Here is a 16032-nt window from a genome sequence, read left to right on the forward strand (position 1 = left end):
TCTCTCCGTCCCCCGCCCGGCCCGCAACCAGGAAATTGCCCCCGGCTGGCGCAGGCTGGCTACACTCGCGTGCATTCCCCCGGCAGCCGATCACCGTGAGCTTGCGCAAACGACTGGCCGAGTACGGCTTCGAGTCCAATGATGACTACGACTTCGCCCTGCGCTGCCTGTTCGAGGCCGAGCTGGGGCACCTCCGGGTGCTGCATGTCGACGGCAGTGCGGGGCGGCGCAAGACCGCCTTTGCGCACGCGCTGGGCCACGCCCTGGCCTACGATCATGTCCTGTACCACGACTTCAGCCGCCCGGAGCCGCCGCCGCCCGCGCGCTCGTTGAGCCTGGTCGAGGAGGCGGCCGGTGGCCCGCCGGAACCCGCGCTCGGTGCCTTCGAGCGGGTGGTGACCGAGGCATGCGCCTATTCGGAGGCAGCACGCACCCTGCTGATCCTCGACCAGCTGCAGGCCGCCCCGTTCGCCGACCACCTGCGCCTGGTCGGCTTTGTCGAGGATGGTGAGTGGTCGGCGGGCAACGCCAGTGTCCACGCCAACCCGCGCAATTTCCTGCTCGCCCTGATCAGCGAAGAGCCGATCTACCACTCGCTGGCCCGACGCAGCTACCGGGTCTGGACCAATGCCGAGCGCGCCTACCTCGCCTATCGCGCGGAAGACTTCGGCCTGCCGACCGAGGCGCAGCCGCTGCTAGCCGCGCTGGCCGAGGTATTCACGGCGATTGACGCCTCGCCGACACCGCGCGAGCTGTCGCGCCTGCTCGACGACCTGCTTCACCGGGTGCGCAGCGAGGAACAGCTCCGACAGTCGATCTTCGGCTGGACCGAGGGGATCGATCGGGAAAGTCTGATCGCTCCGGCCCTCAACCCCTTGTTTCAGCAGGCGCTGGACGCGCTGGAGCAGCTTCTGGGCGCCGACCGGGTCGAGCTGGAAAGCTGAACGGCACCCAAACCCAGGCCTTGGGTACGGGTCTTTCCCTATACAAGTTGTGCCGGAAACGTTAAAAACCCGTGACGTCGGGAGGGGAACCCAGGGGGGCTGGTTCCCGACGCAGTTCACGGCGCGCACGGCGCGTCCCACACGAAAACCACGCGGAGCACTGCATGAAGTCGAATCGTACGCCGTTGTCGACGGGCATCCGTCGCGCACTCTGGATGAGCCTGGCCGTCGCTGCACCCGCGGTCCTGCCCGCGCTGGCGGTCGCCCAGGACGCCGCCACCCTCGATCGCGTCGAAGTGACCGGGTCGCGGATCAAGAAGGCCGAAATCGAAGGCCAGACGCCGATCACCACGATCAGCCGCGAGGACATCGCCCGCACCGGCCTCACCTCGGTGGCCGATATCGTCCAGCAGCTGACCGGCTCCGGCTCGTCCCTGAACACCAAGTTCAACTCGAGCGGAAACTTCGGCTTCCCGCCCGACGGCTCCGGCGTCGGCGCCGGCTCGGCCACCGTGGACCTGCGCCACCTCGGCACCAAGCGCGTGCTGATCCTGGTCGACGGCATCCGCTGGGTGAATGAGGCCTCGGCCTCGGGCGTGTCCAGCTCCACCGACCTCAACACCATCCCGGTTGCGATCATCGAGCGCATCGAGGTGCTTGAGGACGGCGCTTCCTCGATCTACGGTTCCGACGCCATCGCCGGCGTGGTGAACATCATCACCCGCAAGAGCTTCGACGGCGCCTCGGCCTCGGTCTACTACGGCGAGTACGAGGAAGGCGGCGACACCAAGGCCGGCGAGATCGCCTTTGGCGGCACCGGCGACAACTTCAGCTTCTTCATGGCCGCCAGCCACAATGAGCAGGACGGCATCAGCTCGACGGTCTACGGCCCGTCCTCGGTACCGGTTCCCGGCACCGGGCTGACCTTCGGCAGTTCGGCCACCCCGAACGGCCGCTTCATCTTCACCGACCCGAACACCGGCGTAACCCGCAACATCACCACGCCGAACGGCCAGTTCTTCCCGAACGGTCCGCGCTACCCGCAGGACTTCATCCCGTTCACCACCGCGACGCGCTTCAACTTCTCCCAGTTCAACCTGATGCTGACCCCGAACGAGCGCAAGGGCGTGTTCGGGCAGACCACCTTCAGCTTCGACAACGGCGTGAACTGGTACACCCGGGTGCTCTACAACACCCGCGAGTCGCTGAACCAGGCCGCCCCTGAGCCGATCTTCCTCGGCCCGGGCGCCGGCACCGGAAACCCGTATGCCGACAACATCCTGATTTCGGCCAGCAATCCGTTCAATCCGTTCGGCTTCGACCTGATCTCCAGCGGCCCCGGCGCCAACCTGGTGCTGGTCGGCCGGCGTCCGATCGAAGGCGGCCCGCGCCGCTTCTTCCAGGACGTCGACACCTGGTACATCGCCACCGGCCTCGAGGGCATGTTCGAGCTGGGTGACCGCGCGCTGTTCTGGGACCTGAACTTCGTCCGCAGCAAGAACGAGGCGAACCAGACCAACTTCGGCTCGTACAACATCCGCCGGATCAACCTGGCCCTCGGCCCGGTGGCGGCCTGCAACGCCGATCCGCAGTGCGTCCCGCTCAACATCTTCAGCGGCCCCGGCTCGATCACCCCGGCGATGCTGAACTACATCCAGCCGGTGGTCCGCGACTTCAGCGAGAACGAGCTGCGCCTGCTCTCGTTCAACGTCTCGGGCGATCTGTTCGACATGCCGGCCGGCCCGCTGGCCTTCGCCGCGGGCGTCGAGCAGCGCAACCAGAAGGGCCAGTACCGTCCGGACGCGCTGACCGTCGCCGGTGAATACAACGGCGTGCCCTCGCAGCCCACCCGCGGCGGCTACGACGTCGACGAGTACTACCTGGAGTTCAGCATCCCGGTGTACGAGGCGGGCTCCTCGCGGCTCGACCTCAGCGCCGCCGGTCGCTACTCCGATTACTCGACCTTCGGCGGCGAAACCACCGGCAAGCTCGGCCTGCGCTGGCAGCTGTCCGAGGAGTTCCTGTTCCGTGGCACCTTCGCCGAGGGCTTCCGCGCCCCGTCGATCGGCGAGCTGTTCGGCGCCGCCGCACGCTTCGATGCCACCCTCGATGATCCCTGCCAGATCGGCCTCGACGGCTCGCCGCCCACTGCGCCGGCCGCCAACTGCCGCGCGCTGGGCGTGCCGGTCGGATCGCAGCAGATCAACTCGCAGATCTCGGTGACCACCGGCGGTAACCCGAACCTCGACCCCGAGCTCTCGGACAGCTTCACCACCGGCTTTGTGTGGAGCCCGGCCTTCGCCAGCAACACCGCCTGGTCCGAGCGCCTGGACTTCGAGTTCACCTACTACCGCCACGAGGTCGAGGGCGCCATCCAGGCCATCGACGCGCAGACCCAGCTCGACCTCTGCGCGGCGACGCTGGAACAGCAGTTCTGCAACGGCATCACCCGTGCCACCACCGGCGACATCAACGGCTTCGCCAACCAGCTGGTCAACTTCGGCAAGATCGAAACCGACGGCTACGACTTCGACGTCTTCTGGACCCTTCCGGAGACCGACATCGGCCAGTTCAAGGTCAGCTGGAGCACCACCATCGTCGACGACTACGAGGCGGTGGATGGCCTCGGCACCCTGCAGCCGCAGGGCGTGGGCGTCGAGGTCAACGACTCGGCCATCCCCGAGTGGACCTCGAACATCGACGTCGACTGGACCTATGGCGACTTCGTCGCCTCCTGGCGCCTGCGTCACATCAGCGACCTGACCGAGGACTGCGGCGATGCCGCCTCGTTTGCGGTCTGCTCCGACCAGGCCAATGGGGTGAACAACCTCGGCTCGACCACGTACCACGACCTGCGCGTGGGCTGGAAGGCGCCCTGGTTCGAGGGCACCCAGCTGACCCTTGGCGTCAACAACGCCTTCGCCAAGGATCCGCCGATCTGCCTGTCGTGCTCGCTGAACGGTTACGACGCCTCGACCTACGACCTGCCCGCCGGCCGCTTCATCTACGCCCGCGCCGAGGTCAAGTTCTAAAGCGACAAGAGCCACCCAGTGGCCCTGCGTGCCCCGGCTTCGGCCGGGGCATTTTTTTGGACGAGCCGACAGGCGCGTTTGGGCGCGAAGTTCGCATTCGCCTCGGTCCCCTGTAGGAGCCAGCTTGCTGGCGATAGACGCCCCGGATGGGACGATCGCCAGCAAGCTGGCTACTACATTCGGGTGTTGTGGAAGGTCTTCTTCGCGCCCAAACCGGCCTGCCGCTAGGCCCCAACCATCGACGTCAGGGATCGGCCATTCGCCCGGCGCACCTCGATGCGCTTCCACATCTTCTCGTGGAAGAAATAGGCCACCGTATTGCAGGCCGGCTCGACCAGAGCCAGGGCACCACCGACGATCACGTCGCCGGTGAAGGCGTAGCCGACCCCGAAGGCAACGCCCATGTGGATGCCGGCGAAGGTGAGGGTTTTGGCCATGTCGGTGGCTCCCGGTGGACTGTCAGCAGTATCGCGATCCGTTCTCAATCCAGCCAATGGATTGTCCAAACCTCAACGATAGCCAACCCCTATCGCGACCCGCCCGCGGATCCGCTTTGTCCCTCGATGCAGGCCAGCGAGCCACGGCGGGGCTCGGCGCCCAGCCAGACCTCGACGCGGCGGGCGGCCTGAGGTCCGGAACGGGTGCAAATCGGACGTTCGCCACCGACCCCGATCGGGCGGGCTCTTCGTAGGAGCGGACATGGCCGCGACCGCGGAGGTTCGCCCTTGCCCCGGTCTGTGGAGAACACGCCACGCCGCGGTCGCGCCCATGTGCGCTCCTACAGTCGGGCTTCGTTGGGCTTCAGCGAAGCCTCATAGGGTGCGCCTTGGGCGCACCGATTCTGAAGTTCGGACGGTACGTCCGGTGCGGCCAGCCGCACCCTATGTGATGTGTGCTTCGCGCCCGATATCCGCATTGCCACGATGCTCGAGGCGCTCGGGCACGACGCCCGGAGCGGGCGGCGGGCCCGATGGGCGCGTCATCCGCGCTGGGCTGCCGCGGGTGGGCTATGCTCCGCGGCCATCTGCTCTACGAGTCGGTCCATGCGCTGTCGATTCATCGCTTTCTCCCTGGGCGCCCTGTTCGCGGTCGGCGCCGTGGCGGCGCCGCCGTATTCCGGCACGGTATTTCTCGATCCCGACATCATCCTTGCCAGTGATCCCAGCGCTTTCGCCGGACTCACGCCAGCAGGCCGCGGGCAGCGCCAGATGTTCGATCGCCGGGTAAACGTCTTCGCCAGCTTCGATGCCTATCTGTTCCAGGCGGCCTACTCCGATGGCGCCTCGGTGGAGGTCCAGGTCAATCCGGAGTTCGGCAGCGCCAGCGACGCGCAGACCGTGGCAGGCTTCTACGCCCATGCGATCGGCCAGCTGCCGCGCGCGCTCCGCGAGCGTCTGCGCACCGTGTGGATCCACAAGGGTGACGAGGCCTTTGGCGGCGGCAATGACAACCTGCTGATCCACACCGGCAGCATCGCCGCGCAGTATCTGGCCGACGGCATCCTCGAGGAGGTTCTGCTGCACGAGGCCGTACACACCTCGCTCGACCCGGCGCATGCCGCCGCCCCCGGCTGGCTCGCCGCGCAGCAGGCGGATGGCGACTTCATCTCCACCTATGGCCGCGACTTTCCCGGCCGCGAGGACCTCGCCGAATCCTTCCTGCCGTGGTTCGCGGCGCGCCACCGTCCCGAGCGCATTGATACCACCCTCCGCGACAACGTCGCCCGCGTCATGCCGGCGCGCAGTGCCTACTTCGAGGGGCTGAATCTTGACCTGCGGCCGACCGTGACGGACGCCGCATCCAACGACCAATACTGGATCAGCGGCGTCGGCCGGTTCGAGGGGCCGACGCTGATCGTCGACGAGGCCGCCAGCACGTTCGGCACCGAGTTCGGCGCCGGATTCGATGCAGCCCGCGTGCGCTACGCCGACTGGGGCAGTCTGCAGATCCGTTTCACCTCCTGCAGCGGCGCGGTGCTGGAGTACGCGGCGACCGATCCGCGCTTCGGAAGCGGAGGCTACCCGCTGTCGCGCCTGCCCTCGGCGGCGCAGCGGCGCTGCGAATCGCAGGGCTTCGCCAATGTCAGCGGCAAGGACTGGATCGTCGGCGCCTGGTTCGGCGGCGACACCCGCAGCGGTGAGGGATTGTTGCTTGAGGTGCTGGAAGGCGATGTCCCCTTCGTAGCCTGGTTCACCTACGGCGCCCCGCGCTAGCGCCCTCCATCCGCTGCCCGGCAGTTAGGGCGGCGCGTGGCGCGCGTGCTCTACTGGCCGGGCGCCCGCGTAGAACGGAGGCCCGGTATGGCGCAGTCCAGCTTTCTCTACTTCGCCTACGGCTCCAACATGTTCAGCCCGCGACTGCGCGCGGCCAGCCGGGCCCCCACCGCGCGCCAGGCGCGTCGCGCCAGCCTGCGCGGCCATCGCCTGAGCTTCGACAAGGTTGGCAGCGACGACGGCACGGGCAAGTGCGATGCGGAGTGGACGGGAGACGCGCAGGACGTCGTCCACGGCGTCCTCTATCTGATCGATGAACTGGACGGCCGGGCGCTCGACCGCGCCGAGGGGCTGGGCCAGGGCTACGAGCGGGCCACGCTGCAGGTCGAATCGGGAGGGGTCGAGCTGGGATGCACGACCTATGTCGCCACGCACAAGGATCCCTCACTTCGCCCGCTGTGCTGGTACAAGCAGTTGGTGCTGGCCGGCGCCCGGGAACACGGCCTGCCGCCCGACTACATCGCCGGAATCGAAGCGGTGGCGCACATCGACGACGCCGATCTGGCCCGGCGCGAGGCCTACCAGCGACTGCTGCGAGGCGAGGCCTGAGGCGACCCCAGCACGCGTCTGCCGCGGTTGGGCTTGTGCGGTCACGGAAACTGGCCCGGCGGCGCGGGCTGCGGCCTTCGCGGCTCGATACCTCACCGCGAACGGATGGGGCTGGACCGACGCCAGACTCAGTCGCGCAGTTCGGGGCGCTGATAGACCGGCTGGCCGTCGACCCAGGTAGCGATCACCGCGGTCTGCAGCAGGTCGCTGGCAGGGTCGCGAATTGGCGAGTGGTCGAGGATCACGAAGTCCGCGCGCTTGCCGGGGCTGAGTGAGCCGAGCCGCGCCTCGTCGAAAGCGGCGAAGGCGGCATCCAGGGTGAAGCCGCGCAGGGCCTCGTGGGCGGTGAGCTTCTCCTGGGGTAGCCAGCCGCCGGCGGGCTGGCCTTTCGCATCCTGGCGGGTGATCGCGGCATACAGGCCGGCGAGTGGATCGATATGTTCGACCGGGAAGTCCGAGCCCAGCGCCAGGCGCACGCCGGCGTCGCGGAAGCTGCGCCAGGCATAGCCGCCGACGATGCGCAGCGGGCCGACGCGCTGCTCGGCCCATCCCATGTCCGAGGTGGCATGGGTGGGCTGCATCGAGGCGATGACGCCAAGCCGGGCAAAGCGCGGGATATCGGACAGCGAGACGATCTGCGCATGCTCGATGCGCCAGCGATGGTCGGCGGCGGCGTCTTCGCCCAGGACCTCGGCGTAGAGGTCCAGCACCAGCCGGTTGCCGGCATCGCCGATGGCGTGGGTGGCAACCTGCAGGCCGCAGCCTTTGGCCTTCCGCATCGCCGCGCGCAGGCCCTCGGCCGAGGTCACCGGCAGACCACGCTGGCCGGGGGCGTCGCTGTAGTCCGACTTGAGCAGGGCGCCGCGCGAGCCGAGTGCGCCGTCCGAGTAGAGCTTGACCGTGCGCATGGCCAGGCGACCGCCCGGATGGGCATACGGTCCACCGTCGCGGCAGCGCGCGGCCAGCGCCGTACCGTCACCGTCGGCCCAGGCCTGGATGCGCAGGGGCAGGGCGCCGTCGTCGGCCATGCCGCGCAGCAGGTCCAGCGTCGCTTCCGAGACGCCTGCGTCGTGCACGCCGGTCAGTCCGGCAGCGACCAGGGCTTGAACACTCCGATCCAGCGCGCGGCGCAGCTGGGCGGCATCGGGCGGCGGCACCAGGGCTTCGATCAGGTTGGCCGCGGTATCGATGAAGACGCCGGTGGCCTTGCCGTCACGGCGCAGGATCTCGCCACCCTCGACCTGCCAGTCGCCGTCCAGCGATCGGTCGAGCTTGGCCAGGGCCGCGCTGTTGCCCCAGCTGGCGTGGCCGTCGACGCGCTCCAGCCAGACCGGTCGATCGGGGAAGGCGGCGTCGAGGTCGGCGGCACTGGGGAATTCGCGCTCGGGCCAGAGATTCTGGTCCCAGCCGCGGCCGAGCAGCCATTCGCCCTCGGGCAGGTCCCTGGCGAAGGCGCGCAGGCGCTCGATGATCTCGTCCTTGCTGCGTGCGCCGACCAGGTTGGCCCGCAGCAGGGACAGCCCATGCCCAAGCACATGGCCGTGGGCGTCGATCAGCCCGGGCACGATCACCGCATTGCCGGCATCGACCCGCCTGGCTTCGGCATGCGACGCGCGCAGCGTGGCGCCGTCGCCCACCGCCAGCAGCGTGCCGCCATCATCGAACACCATCGCCTCGGCGTAGGGCCGGGCGGGGTCCATGGTGATGATCCGCGCGTTCTCGACACGGGTCACGGCGGCCGCCGGCAGGGTCAGGGCAAGGCAAAGCAGGGCAGCGATCGGGCGCAGATGCATCGGCGAAACTCCTGGTGTTGGTCCGCTCAGCGGTCGGGGACGGGCAGGTCAGGCCCGGACTTTACCTCGCGCAGCGAGAGGCTGGAGTTGATCTCCTTGACGCCGGGCAGGCTGCGCAGGCGATCGCGGGCGAACTCGCCGAAATCCTGCAGGTCCCGGGCAACCACCTGCAGCAGGTAGTCGTACTCGCCGGAGACGTTGTGGCAGGCGATCACCCGGTCGATGCCGCGCACCGCCTCCTCGAAGCGTTCGCCGAGGTCGCGGCTGTGGTTCTCCAGCATGATGTGGACGAAGGCGGTCACGCCCCAGCCCAGCTGTGTGGCATCCAGCCTGGCGTGATACCCACGGATCACCCCGTCCGACTCCAGCGCCTTGATCCGACGCCAGCAGGGCGAGGGGCTGAGTGCGACCCGCTCGGCCAGCTGCGCGGTGGTCAGCCGGGCATCCCCCTGCAGGGCCAGCAGCAGGCGGCGGTCGGTGCGGTCGAGGGTCTCGGGCATGCGCTGCCTCCCTTGCTTCGTGTTTGGGAAGGATATTCCACTCTTCGGCTCGGTCGGCGGTGGATTTGGGCAGCACATGCCCGGCCATCGGCGCAAGAATGCCCCCACGTTCAGCCCGAGGAGGTCCCATGTCCCCGCGACCCGCCGATTTCGCCACCCGCGCCATCCACCACGGCTACCGCGCCGAGGAGAACCAGGGCGCGCTGGTGCCGCCGATCCACGTCTCCGCGACCTTCGGATTTCCTGACTCGGCCAGCGCCGCGGCCTGCTTCGCCGGCGAGCGTCCGGGCTACATCTACACCCGCATCGCCAATCCGACCCTGGACCTGCTCGAGCAGCGCATCGCCGCGCTGGAGCAGGCCGAGGCCGCGGTGGCCTTCGCATCAGGCATGGGGGCGATCACCGCGACACTGTGGACCCTGCTTTCTCCGGGCGACGAGATCCTGGTCGACACCACCCTGTACGGCTGCACCTTCTCCTTCCTGCACCACGGCCTGGCGCGCTTTGGCGTGCGCGTGCGGCATGTCGACCTGACCCGCCCGGAGGCCCTGGCCGAGGCCTTCTCGCCGGCCACCCGCATCGTCTACTTCGAGACGCCGGCCAATCCCAACATGCGTATCGTCGATATCGCCGCGGTGGCCGAACAGGCCAAGGCGCGCGGCGCCCTGGTGGTGGTCGACAACACCTACTGCAGCCCCTTCCTGCAGCGGCCGCTGACTCTCGGCGCCGACATCGTCGTGCACTCGGCGACCAAGTACCTCGGCGGCCACGGCGACCTCACCGCCGGCCTTGTCGCGACCTCGGCCGAACTGGCGACGCGGATCCGCATGGAAGGCCTGAAGGACCTCACCGGCGCCGCGCTCAGCCCGCACGATGCCCACGGCATCCTGCGCGGCCTGAAGACCCTGCACCTGCGCATGGAGCGCCACTGCGACAACGCCCAGGCGATCGCAGAATGGCTGGAAGCCCACCCGGCTGTCGCCAGCGTCGCCTTCCCGGGCCTGGCCAGTCACCCGCAGCACGCCCTGGCCGCACGTCAGATGGACCGCTTCGGCGGCATGCTGGCCTTCGAGCTGCACGGCGGCCTGCTGGCCGGCCAGCGGTTCATGGACGCCCTGGAGCTGATCACCCGCGCGGTGAGCCTCGGCGATGCCGAGACCCTCGCCCAGCACCCGGCCTCGATGACCCATTCGACCTACAGCCCAGAGCAGCGCGCCGCGCACGGCATCAGCGAGGGCCTGATCCGGCTTTCGGCCGGCCTTGAGCATATCGACGACATCCTCGCCGACCTCGCCCGGGCACTCGACTTCGCCGCCGTGGCACCGCTCAGCGTGGCGGCCTGAGGAAAGGCCGAACCCGCGCGCCGTAGCGGCGTGGAGGGACGGGCAGCAGAGGGCGCAAAGCAGTCATTCATAGGGTGCGGCTCGCCGCACCGGACATAGCGTCCGAACGCCCGTATCGGTGCGTCCAGGGCGCACCCTATGCGTCTTCGCCAACGCGCACCGAAGCCCGACTGTAGGAGCGCACATGGGCGCGACCGCGGCGCGGTGTATTCACCACAGACCGAGGCCAGAGCGAATCTCCGCGGTCGCGGCCATGTCCGCTCCTACGAAGAGCCCGCCCGATCGGGGTCGGTGGCGAATGTCCGATTCGCGCCCAATCCGATCGCCCGGGCTTCGGGCCGGTTGACTATCCGACCCGACCGATAAAGCGATGGGGCCCTACCTGCAGGAGCAGCAGGTCGGGCCCGCCATGCTGCTCAACTACCAGGCCGGGTCGCGGGATGCGGGCACAGAGGTCGTCCAGGCAGTGGGTCGAGCTGCACGCCGGCGTGGGCGAACCAGGGCGGCCAGAACAGGCGACTGCCCGCGCGGTGACTGCGCCCGGTTCAGGCCTCGACGGAGGCCTGACGCAGGCCGAGCGCGCGGATCACCTCGCGGGCCACGCGGGACGTCTCGCGCAGCGGCACCTGCGGGCCCTCCGGCAGGGCGTCGTCGAGCCAAGCGACGCGGCGGGCGGCGATCAACGCTTCGTGCAGGCGGCGCAGCCTGCCCTGCTGGGCAGGTGCAGGCGGCAGGCGGACCGGCGCCTCGGTGGCGCAGGCCTCGCTCAGCAGGTTGGCGGAGTCCGGGCTGACCAGCAGCGCATCGGCAAAGGCCAATGCGCCGGCATAGGGATTCTCGCCGTCGGTCGGGTCGAACCAGCTGAGATCGAGGTCGCTGCAGGCCGCGCGCAGGGCGCTCACGCGCTCCGCCGGCGTGCGCGGCGCGGCGATCAGCAGGGCCGAGCCGCCGCGTCGCTGGCGCCAGTCACGTAGGGTCCGGACCCAGCCCAGGGCGTCCTCCACCGTCCACGGGCAGTCCTCGGTCGGTCCACCCAGCAACAGCACATGCCGCGGCCCCGGCAGCGCGCCGATGCCCGGATGCCGCGCCCTCGCCGCCGCCAGCCAGTCGGCGTCGATCCCGTGCAGGCTGCCGCGGCAGGTCACGGTGAACTCGTCGCGGAAGTCGTCATGCTCGGGCAGCACCAGCAGGTCCCAGGCATTGCGACCCAGACGCGGATCGAGGATCTGCACGCAGCGGGTGGCGACGCCAAGGCGGTGGCGGGCGATGCGGGTGGCCAGCGCCGCCTGCCGGCCGCAACCGATGACCAGAGCCGGGCGCTGGTCGTCCAGACGCGCCAGCCAGTCGCGGTCGAAGCCGAGTGCGGCGTACGGCAGCCACCGCGGCGCCAGAGTGCGCCAGGGGGGGCGCGGCGACAGCGCGTGGTGCTCGCAGCGCGCGCCCAACAGCGCCGCCACCGCGCCGGCCAGGGCGGTGGCCTGGCGCCGGTTGCCGGCGCGTCCGTCGCTGACCGCGAGGATCAGCATGGCAAGGCAGCGCAACACTGTGTTGCGGTGGCGGGGATCGGCATCGACGGCCTTGGAGCGGACACTGGCGCCGAGTATTCCACAGCAGACGCCACGCCCACGCCGGGGCGGCTAAGCTGTCAGGCTTTCCGAACTGATGGGGCACGCCATGATCGACCAGAGCGCACTGGACCTGCTGTTTTTCCAGGGCCGCACCTTCCGCGGCTCGGCCAAGGCCTGGCAGGACAAGCCGATTCCCGAAGAGACCCTGCGCAAGCTCTGGCAGCTGACCGCCCTGCCGCCGACCAGCGCCAACTGCTCGCCGGGCCGCGTGCTCTTCGTCCAGGGCAAGGACGCCAAGGAGAAGCTGCGCGGCGCGCTGGACGAGGGCAACGTGGCCTCCGCAATGGCGGCCCCGGTGACCGCCATCCTGGCCCACGACCTGAGCTTCTACGACAAGCTGCCCTACCTGTTCCCGCACGCCGACGCGCGCAGCTGGTTCGCCGGCAACGAGGCCAAGATCCGTGAGACCGCGTTCCGCAACGGCAGCCTGCAGGGCGCCTACCTGATTCTCGCCGCGCGGGCCCTGGGCCTGGACTGCGGCCCGATGTCGGGTTTCGACAACGCCAAGGTCGATGAGCTGTTCTTCGCCGGCAGCGAGTGGAAGTCGAACTTCATCATCAATCTCGGCTACGGCAACCGCGACACCCTGCACCCGCGTGCCCCGAGACTGTCCTTCGACGAGGCCTGCCGCATCGTCTGATCCCTCGCGCGGTCGCGACGAGGCCTGCCCCACCCCGGACGCCCCAGACGTCCGACGCCGCCCCACAGGAGCCCCCATGATCCGCAAGTCCCTGCTCTGCACCCTGATCGCCCTCGGCGCCGCCTCGCCGGCGCTGGCCGAGACCTATGTGATCGATCCCGGCCACACCCAGGTCCGCTTCGGCTACAGCCATTTCGGCCTGTCCGACATCGTCGGCATCTTCGCCGGGGTCACCGGCGAGATCGTCTACGACCCGACCAAGCCCGAGGCCAGCTCGGTCAAGGCGACGATCCCGATCGCCGACGTGCACACCGGGGTGGCCAAGATGGACGAGCACCTGCGCACCGCCGACTTCTTCGACGTGGCGACCTTCCCGACCGCCAGCTTCACCAGCAGCAAGGTCGAGGTGGCCGGCGAGGGCAAGCTCAAGGTCACCGGCGAACTGAAGGTCCGCGACATCAGCCGCGAGGTCGTGCTCGACGTCAGCCTGAACGCGATGAAGGACCACCCGATGACCCAGCGTGCCTCGATCGGCTTCAACGCCAGCACCGAGCTCAAGCGCACGGAGCTCGGGGTCGGCAAGTACGCGCCGAACGTAAGCGACGAGGTCAGCATCGAGATCACGGTCGAGGCCAGCGTGCCGAAGGCCTGACCTGGCCTGCTGCGACCATCGCGCGGTCGGCCTGCGGCCGCGGGATGGTCACGGCGCCCTCTCCGATAGGGGGCCGCGGTACAATGGCTGACTTTCTTCAGCACCGGTTTCCCATGGCCACCGCAAGCCCCCGACCGGCAAACGCCGAACAGCGCTACGAGGTCTCGCGCAGCGAGCTGCCCCTGTCCTGCCCGATGCCCGACATGGCGCTGTGGAACTCGCACCCCAAGGTCTACCTGCCGATCGAAGCCAGCGGTGAGGCCCTCTGCCCCTACTGCGGCGCGCGCTACGTCCTGAAAGACTGATCCACGGGTGAGCCAGCCGCTCCGCGTGGTGCAGCTGCTGCCGGCACTGGAGTCCGGTGGCGTCGAGCGATCCACCCTCGAAATCGCCGAGGCCCTGGTCGAGGCCGGGCACCACAGCGTGGTCGCCTCCGCCGGCGGCCGACTGGTCGAGCCCCTGCTGGCCACCGGCAGCACCCACGTCGACCTCGACCTCGGGCGCAAGTCGCCCTGGACCCTGCGGCATATCGTCAGCCTGCGCCGCCTGTTCGAGCAGCTGGAGCCGGATATCGTCCACGCACGCTCACGCCTTCCGGCCTGGGTCTGCTGGTGGGCGCTGGCCGGCATGCGCGGGCGGCGCCCGCACTTCGTGACGACGGTGCACGGGCTGAACTCGCCAGGCCACTACAGCAGCATCATGACCCGTGGAGAGCGGGTCATATGCGTCTCGGAAACCGTCCGTGACTACGTGCTGCAGCACTACCCGGAAGTCTCCGCGCGCAAGCTGCAGACCATCCCTCGCGGCGTCGACCCGGACCATTTCTCGCACGGCTACGTGCCCGATGCCGAATGGCGAGACCGCTTCGCGCAGGACTTCCCCCAGCTGGCCGGCGGCCGGCTGCTGACCCTGCCCGGCCGCGGCACGCGGCTGAAGGGTCATGCCGAGGCAATCACCCTGCTGGCCCGCCTGCACGCGGCCGGGATCGACGCCCGCCTGCTCCTGCTCGGAGCCGGCGACGAGGAGCGCGGCCACTATCTCGACGAGCTGTGGGACGAGGCCCGCCGCCAGGGCGTTGCCGACGTCATGGCGATCAGTCCGCCGCGCAGCGACGTGCGCGAGGTGCTGGCGCATTCCGCCCTGGTCCTGCAGCTGTCGACCAAGCCCGAGGCCTTCGGGCGTACCGTGCTGGAGGCGCTGAGCCTGGGCCGCCCCGTGCTTGGCTTCGATCACGGCGGCGTCGGCGAGCAGCTGCGCGAATGGTTCCCGCAGGGCGCGGTGCCGCTGGGCGATGCCACCCGCCTCGCGGTGCGCGCGATCGAGCTGCTGCGCTTCCCGCCGCGGCTGGCGCCGATCAAGGGGCCGACCAAGGCGGCCATGCAGGCCAGCACGCTGGCCCTGTACCGGGAGGTGGCGGGCCACGCCCTGGTGGGAGCCGGCCATGGCTGAGCGCCTGGCGGTCGGCCTGTTCATCGCCTGCTTCGCCCTGCTGCCCTTCGGCCGCCTGGTCGAGCTGCCGATGGCGATCGCCGCCCTGCTCGGGCTCGGCCTGCTGCGTCACGCGCCGCGCCCCTGGGAGCGCTGGCAGCTGAACTTCGCCAGCCTGGTGTTCGCCGCCTACTGGATTCCCGAGCTGGTATCCGCCCTTGACGCCGTCGATCTCCGCCGCAGCTGGGGCGAGGTGGCGGTCGACCTGCGCTACCTGCCGATGCTCTGGTACTTCGCCGACCGTTTGTGCGGCGACGGTGCGCAGCGCCGGGTGCAGGGCGCGCTGGCGGTCATCGTGGGCCTCTGGGTGCTCGATGCGCTGGTGCAGGCGGCCAGCGGCTGGTCGCTGGGCGGTGCCGGCAGCCAGGACCGGCTGAGTGGCATCTTTGGCGCCGACCATCTCAAGCTCGGCGCGATGGTCGCGGTGCTTGGCGTCTTCCTGCTGAACCTATCGCTGCGCTGGCATCCGCTGCTGGCCGGGCTGGCGGCGCTGGCCGTGCTGGGCGTGGTCCTGCTGGCCGGCACCCGGGCAGCCTGGATCATGCTCGCCGTGGTGCTGCTCGGCCTCGGCCTTGCCCGATTCGGCGCGCGGCGCGCCCTGCTCGGCCTGCTCGTCGCGGTCCTGCTGGGCGGCGCGCTGGGCGCGCTCGGCTATCGCAGCTCGGACAGTTTCGCCGCGCGCATCGATCGCAGCGTGGCGGTGCTCAGCGGCGACCGCGCCGGCATCGACCATGCGCTGGCCTTCCGCCTGCCGATCTGGGAGACCGCCCTCGGAATGACCGTCGCCCATCCCTTCAACGGCGTTGGCGTGCGCGGCTTCCGGGTTGCCTATGAGGAATACGCCGACGAAGACGACCGCTGGATCGGCTTCGACGGCGAGCACGGCGCGGCGCATGCCCACAACATCGTGCTCGAGCTGCTGAGCGAGACCGGCCTCGTCGGCCTGCTGGCCTGGGGCATCGCGGCCTTCGCCGCGTGGCGTGGCTGGATCTGGGCCAGCCCGGAACGCCGCGCTCTGGCCCTGGCGCCAGGCGTCGCCCTGCTCGCGATGCTGTTTCCGCTGAATACCCACTACGCGGTCTACTCCAGCGTCTGGGGCGGGCTGCTGCTCCTGCTGGCAGCGCTCTACGCCGCTGCCCTGCGCCCGAAAGCGGGCGATTTGCCGTCGTCCGGCGCAGGAGGCTGACTGG

General features: G+C 69.6%; 14 protein-coding genes. 10 read left to right on the forward strand and 4 right to left on the reverse strand.

Annotated elements, in window-relative coordinates; translation table 11 throughout:
• Positions 1-95: 95 nt before the first annotated feature.
• Together M0G41_RS04215 and M0G41_RS04220 are read left to right on the forward strand one after the other, a co-directional pair.
• Positions 96-944 (forward strand): hypothetical protein, encoded by an 849-nt coding sequence (locus tag M0G41_RS04215; RefSeq protein WP_248205437.1) that lies wholly within the window; start codon positions 96-98, stop codon positions 942-944.
• 215 nt (positions 945-1159) lie between these two features.
• On the forward strand, positions 1160-3976 hold the full coding sequence (locus tag M0G41_RS04220; RefSeq protein ID WP_248205612.1) for a TonB-dependent receptor plug domain-containing protein: 2817 nt from the start codon (positions 1160-1162) through the stop codon (positions 3974-3976).
• A gap of 224 nt (positions 3977-4200) precedes the next feature.
• On the opposite strand, the gene M0G41_RS04225 is transcribed toward M0G41_RS04220, so the two are convergent.
• Positions 4201-4413 carry a DUF2061 domain-containing protein gene (locus M0G41_RS04225; RefSeq protein WP_248205439.1) on the reverse strand — a complete coding sequence of 71 codons (213 nt, stop codon included), beginning with the start codon at positions 4411-4413 and terminating at the stop codon, positions 4201-4203.
• Positions 4414-5019: 606 nt separating this feature from the next.
• Here M0G41_RS04225 and M0G41_RS04230 point away from each other — a divergent pair.
• Positions 5020-6189: a hypothetical protein gene (locus M0G41_RS04230; RefSeq protein ID WP_248205440.1), complete on the forward strand. Its 1170-nt coding sequence runs from the start codon at positions 5020-5022 to the stop codon at positions 6187-6189.
• Between the two features lie 87 nt (positions 6190-6276).
• Entirely contained in the window at positions 6277-6798 is a 522-nt protein-coding gene (locus M0G41_RS04235; RefSeq protein WP_248205443.1) for a gamma-glutamylcyclotransferase, read from the forward strand.
• A 128-nt stretch (positions 6799-6926) separates the two neighbouring features.
• On the opposite strand, the gene M0G41_RS04240 is transcribed toward M0G41_RS04235, so the two are convergent.
• Together M0G41_RS04240 and M0G41_RS04245 are read right to left on the reverse strand one after the other, a co-directional pair.
• Positions 6927-8591 (reverse strand): amidohydrolase, encoded by a 1665-nt coding sequence (locus M0G41_RS04240; RefSeq protein WP_248205445.1) that lies wholly within the window; start codon positions 8589-8591, stop codon positions 6927-6929.
• 26 nt (positions 8592-8617) lie between these two features.
• Positions 8618-9091: an Lrp/AsnC family transcriptional regulator gene (locus tag M0G41_RS04245; protein WP_248205448.1), complete on the reverse strand. Its 474-nt coding sequence runs from the start codon at positions 9089-9091 to the stop codon at positions 8618-8620.
• 128 nt (positions 9092-9219) lie between these two features.
• Here M0G41_RS04245 and M0G41_RS04250 point away from each other — a divergent pair, with 128 nt between their 5' ends.
• Entirely contained in the window at positions 9220-10434 is a 1215-nt protein-coding gene (locus tag M0G41_RS04250) for a methionine gamma-lyase (protein ID WP_248205453.1), read from the forward strand.
• A 545-nt stretch (positions 10435-10979) separates the two neighbouring features.
• Here the strand turns inward: M0G41_RS04250 and M0G41_RS04255 are convergent.
• On the reverse strand, positions 10980-11960 hold the full coding sequence (locus M0G41_RS04255) for a mitochondrial fission ELM1 family protein (RefSeq protein ID WP_248205455.1): 981 nt from the start codon (positions 11958-11960) through the stop codon (positions 10980-10982).
• A 136-nt stretch (positions 11961-12096) separates the two neighbouring features.
• Between M0G41_RS04255 and M0G41_RS04260 the strand changes: the two genes are divergently transcribed.
• The 5 genes from M0G41_RS04260 to M0G41_RS04280 all read left to right on the forward strand — a co-directional run bounded on the left by M0G41_RS04260 (position 12097) and on the right by M0G41_RS04280 (position 16028).
• A complete protein-coding gene (locus M0G41_RS04260) occupies positions 12097-12702 on the forward strand; it encodes a malonic semialdehyde reductase (RefSeq protein WP_248205457.1) in 606 nt (201 codons plus the stop codon).
• 76 nt (positions 12703-12778) lie between these two features.
• Positions 12779-13354, forward strand: coding sequence for a YceI family protein (locus tag M0G41_RS04265; protein WP_248205459.1), 576 nt, complete (start codon positions 12779-12781; stop codon positions 13352-13354).
• Between the two features lie 113 nt (positions 13355-13467).
• Positions 13468-13659 (forward strand): zinc-finger domain-containing protein, encoded by a 192-nt coding sequence (locus M0G41_RS04270; protein ID WP_248205464.1) that lies wholly within the window; start codon positions 13468-13470, stop codon positions 13657-13659.
• A 7-nt stretch (positions 13660-13666) separates the two neighbouring features.
• Positions 13667-14803 (forward strand): glycosyltransferase, encoded by a 1137-nt coding sequence (locus M0G41_RS04275; RefSeq protein ID WP_248205469.1) that lies wholly within the window; start codon positions 13667-13669, stop codon positions 14801-14803.
• Positions 14796-16028, forward strand: coding sequence for an O-antigen ligase family protein (locus tag M0G41_RS04280; RefSeq protein WP_248205472.1), 1233 nt, complete (start codon positions 14796-14798; stop codon positions 16026-16028). The genes M0G41_RS04275 and M0G41_RS04280 overlap by 8 nt, the downstream gene beginning before the upstream one ends.
• The last annotated feature ends 4 nt before the right edge of the window (positions 16029-16032 follow it).

Source organism: Pseudomarimonas salicorniae, from assembly GCF_023156535.1.
In the GTDB taxonomy this organism is placed as follows: domain Bacteria; phylum Pseudomonadota; class Gammaproteobacteria; order Xanthomonadales; family Xanthomonadaceae; genus Pseudomarimonas; species Pseudomarimonas salicorniae.

What these genes read in the sequence shown, in the direction of transcription:
- M0G41_RS04255 (WP_248205455.1), bottom strand. Translation starts at nt 11,960, where the DNA reads ATGCTGATCCTCGCGGTCAGCGACGGACGCGCCGGCAACCGGCGCCAG.
- M0G41_RS04225 (WP_248205439.1), bottom strand. Translation starts at nt 4,413, where the DNA reads ATGGCCAAAACCCTCACCTTCGCCGGCATCCACATGGGCGTTGCCTTC.
- M0G41_RS04280 (WP_248205472.1), top strand. Translation starts at nt 14,796, where the DNA reads ATGGCTGAGCGCCTGGCGGTCGGCCTGTTCATCGCCTGCTTCGCCCTG.
- M0G41_RS04260 (WP_248205457.1), top strand. Translation starts at nt 12,097, where the DNA reads ATGGGGCACGCCATGATCGACCAGAGCGCACTGGACCTGCTGTTTTTC.
- M0G41_RS04245 (WP_248205448.1), bottom strand. Translation starts at nt 9,091, where the DNA reads ATGCCCGAGACCCTCGACCGCACCGACCGCCGCCTGCTGCTGGCCCTG.
- M0G41_RS04220 (WP_248205612.1), top strand. Translation starts at nt 1,160, where the DNA reads ATGAGCCTGGCCGTCGCTGCACCCGCGGTCCTGCCCGCGCTGGCGGTC.
- M0G41_RS04270 (WP_248205464.1), top strand. Translation starts at nt 13,468, where the DNA reads ATGGCCACCGCAAGCCCCCGACCGGCAAACGCCGAACAGCGCTACGAG.
- M0G41_RS04250 (WP_248205453.1), top strand. Translation starts at nt 9,220, where the DNA reads ATGTCCCCGCGACCCGCCGATTTCGCCACCCGCGCCATCCACCACGGC.
- M0G41_RS04240 (WP_248205445.1), bottom strand. Translation starts at nt 8,591, where the DNA reads ATGCATCTGCGCCCGATCGCTGCCCTGCTTTGCCTTGCCCTGACCCTG.
- M0G41_RS04265 (WP_248205459.1), top strand. Translation starts at nt 12,779, where the DNA reads ATGATCCGCAAGTCCCTGCTCTGCACCCTGATCGCCCTCGGCGCCGCC.
- M0G41_RS04235 (WP_248205443.1), top strand. Translation starts at nt 6,277, where the DNA reads ATGGCGCAGTCCAGCTTTCTCTACTTCGCCTACGGCTCCAACATGTTC.
- M0G41_RS04230 (WP_248205440.1), top strand. Translation starts at nt 5,020, where the DNA reads ATGCGCTGTCGATTCATCGCTTTCTCCCTGGGCGCCCTGTTCGCGGTC.